The 2578-nt window shown below is 68.4% G+C and carries 2 protein-coding genes; both read left to right on the top strand.

Annotation, left to right across the window (positions count from 1 at the left end):
* A partial coding sequence (locus AB4Y84_RS18975; RefSeq protein WP_442250659.1) for a DUF2339 domain-containing protein occupies positions 1-808 on the top strand: 808 nt, incomplete at its 5' end.
* Positions 805-2181, top strand: coding sequence for a DUF3999 domain-containing protein (locus tag AB4Y84_RS18970; protein ID WP_442244425.1), 1377 nt, complete (start codon positions 805-807; stop codon positions 2179-2181). The genes AB4Y84_RS18975 and AB4Y84_RS18970, both read left to right, overlap by 4 nt.
* Positions 2182-2578 lie beyond the last annotated feature (397 nt).

The following is a 2578-nucleotide window of genomic DNA, read 5'->3' as shown; positions in this document are numbered from 1 at the left end:
GCTGTGCCTGCGCCAGGGCAATGGTGGCGTGGCCCGTATCGCGCAGTTCCTGTGGTGGCTGCTGTGGCCGTCGCTGCTTTCGCTGCTGGCCCTGTGGGGCGGCGGCGACGCGCGCCTGGCGCAGGGCTGGACCGCGTTGCTGGTCACCCTGCCGTGGTTGCTGCTGGCAGCGCTGTCGCTGTGGCGCTGGAACGTGCTGCGCTGGCCGCTGGGTGCTGCGTTTGATCCGGTGCGCCTGCCGCTGCAGTGCGTGATTTTCGCGGTGCTGGCGCTGGCCTGGTTGTTCGGCCTGACCCTCGCGGGCGACGCCACGCCGTTGCCGTGGTTGCCGCTGCTCAATCCTGCCGAACTGGCACAGTGGGTCAGCCTGCTGCTGATCGCGCGCTGGCTGTATGACGTGCAGGGACCGGCGCCGCTGCAGCGGTTGCGTGTGCCGGTGCTGGCCGTGGCCGGTTTCATCGCGTTGACCAGCACGGTGCTGCATGGCGTGCATCATTGGGGTGGGGTCGCCTGGGATCCGACGATGGCCCGCTTCAGCCTGGCCCAGACCAGCCTGACCGTGTTGTGGAGCGTACTCGGCGTGATCGCCTGGGTGTGGGGCTCGCGTCGCGGCCAGCGTGTGCTGTGGATGGTCGGTGCCGTGTTGATGGCCGTGGTGCTGGCCAAGCTGGTGCTGATCGACCGCCAGCATCTGGGCAACCTGCTGGGGATCGCATCGTTCATTGCCTACGGCCTGCTGTGCACCGTCGTGGGCTACCTGGCGCCCGCGCCGCCGAGCGCGCCGCCAACCGTGGAGGAAAACCAATGAGTAAGTGGAGCCGAGCGTTGCTGCCGGTCTTGTTCGGCGTGGCCGGTGCGGTTGCCGCGCAGGCCACGGACTACCGCGCGCAGTACGCCGAACAGTGGCCACTGAGCCTGTCCAGCGCGCAGTCCGGTGCCTATCGGGTGGTGCTGGAGCCGGCGATCTACCGCCGCGCAGGCGCCGCTGATCTGGGCGATCTGCAGGTGTTCAACGCTGCCGGCCAGGCATTGCCATCGGCGCTGCTGGCGCCGGACCAGCCGTTGGCGCAGCCGCCGGTGCAGCGCGAGCTGCCGTGGTTCGCGCTGCCACCGCTGGCCGAGGCCCAGCGCAACGACCTGCAGCTGCTGACCGAGCGCGATACCGACGGCCGTGTGCGCCGGGTCGAGGCCAGGCTTGGTGGTGGCGCGGTGGCGAACGGGCAGGGCGGCTGGTTGATCGATGCTAGCGTGCTCGGCCAGCAGCCGCTGGCAGCGCTGGTGCTGGACTGGGCGGAAAGTGGCCAGCCGCTGCAGGCGCAGGTACAGCTTGATGCCAGCGATGATCTGCAGCGCTGGCAGTCGATCGCCCGTGATGTGCCCCTGGTGGACCTGCAGCGTGCGGGCAAGCGCTTGCTGCAGCGACGTCTGCAGGTCGACAGCAATGTGCGCTACCTGCGGATCCTGCCGCAGGGCGAGGCGCGCCTGCCGGAGCTGCGCGGTGTATTGGCCGAGCTGCCGCCGGCACCGGCAACGGTGCCTTGGGAGTGGCTGTCGCTGACACCGACCGCGCAGGGCAAGGGTGAATTCACCTTTGAACTGGACGGGCGATTCCCGGTGACCCGGGCCGATGTGGCCAGCACCGACAACAGCTTGGTGCAGTGGACCCTGTTCAGCCGCGACGACGAAAGCGCCGAATGGCAGCGCCGCAGCGCGCCCTGGATCGCCTATCAGCTGCAGCAGGGTGCCCCGGGCCAGCGCCAGCAATCGGCGGCACAGCCGTTGGGCGGCATGTACCGCGACCGCTACTGGAAGCTGGTCGCGAGCCCGGTGGAGACCACCAGCGCCCCGACCCTGCGCCTGGGCTATCAACCGGAAGTGATGGTGTTCCTCAGCCAGGGCGCAGCGCCCTACGCGCTGGCCGTGGGCAGTACGACCGCGCGCCGCGCGGAGGCGCCGATCACGGTGCTGATCGAGGAACTGCGGCAGCGCAATGATCCGTCGTGGCAGCCGACGCTGGCACGCTTGGAGGGCAGTCCGGAGGCGCTCGCCGGTGACGCAGCGCTGAAGCCGCAGCACGACTGGAAGGCGTGGTTGCTGTGGGCGTTGCTGGGGCTGGGCGTGCTGGTTGTTGGTGGACTGGCGTTGAGTCTGCTGAAGCAGAAACCGTCGCCTTCGGCGTAGTTTGCAGCGAACGGCGCAGCCCCTCGTGGGTGGGCAGTCGTTGAGAGCAGAAGCCGTGGTCTGGCCGGGCGGGTGGACTGTGCAGGGGACGCCGCAAGTACGTCCTTGTAGGCTTGGCAGCCGCATCCATGCGGCTGACACCCCTGCCCAGCCCACCCGCCCGGCCTCCGACAATTTCCGTGTGCGTCCACCCACGGAAGAGAAAAAAAGAAGAGCAGGAGCCAAAGCGGGTCGCTTCGCTACACGGCCATCGAGGTCGGAGCCTTTTTCCGCAGGAAAAACGGATCCGACCCCTTCTTTTCTTTCTTAATCCGACACCAGAAACTGCTTTTGCTTCCGCCGTCCGCTCCGCCTCATGAACCTGTCGGGGCCGGGGCGGTATGGGTTGGCAGGGGTG

The organism is Stenotrophomonas sp. 2YAF22 (assembly GCF_052114665.1).
Taxonomy (GTDB): Bacteria; Pseudomonadota; Gammaproteobacteria; order Xanthomonadales; family Xanthomonadaceae; genus Stenotrophomonas; species Stenotrophomonas indicatrix.
The sequence above is the reverse complement of the archived record's forward strand: the minus strand, read 5'-3'. Positions and strand labels throughout refer to the sequence as shown.

Excerpts from the sequence above, each read along its gene's own strand:
- AB4Y84_RS18970 (WP_442244425.1), top strand. The coding sequence starts at position 805 with ATGAGTAAGTGGAGCCGAGCGTTGCTGCCGGTCTTGTTCGGCGTGGCC.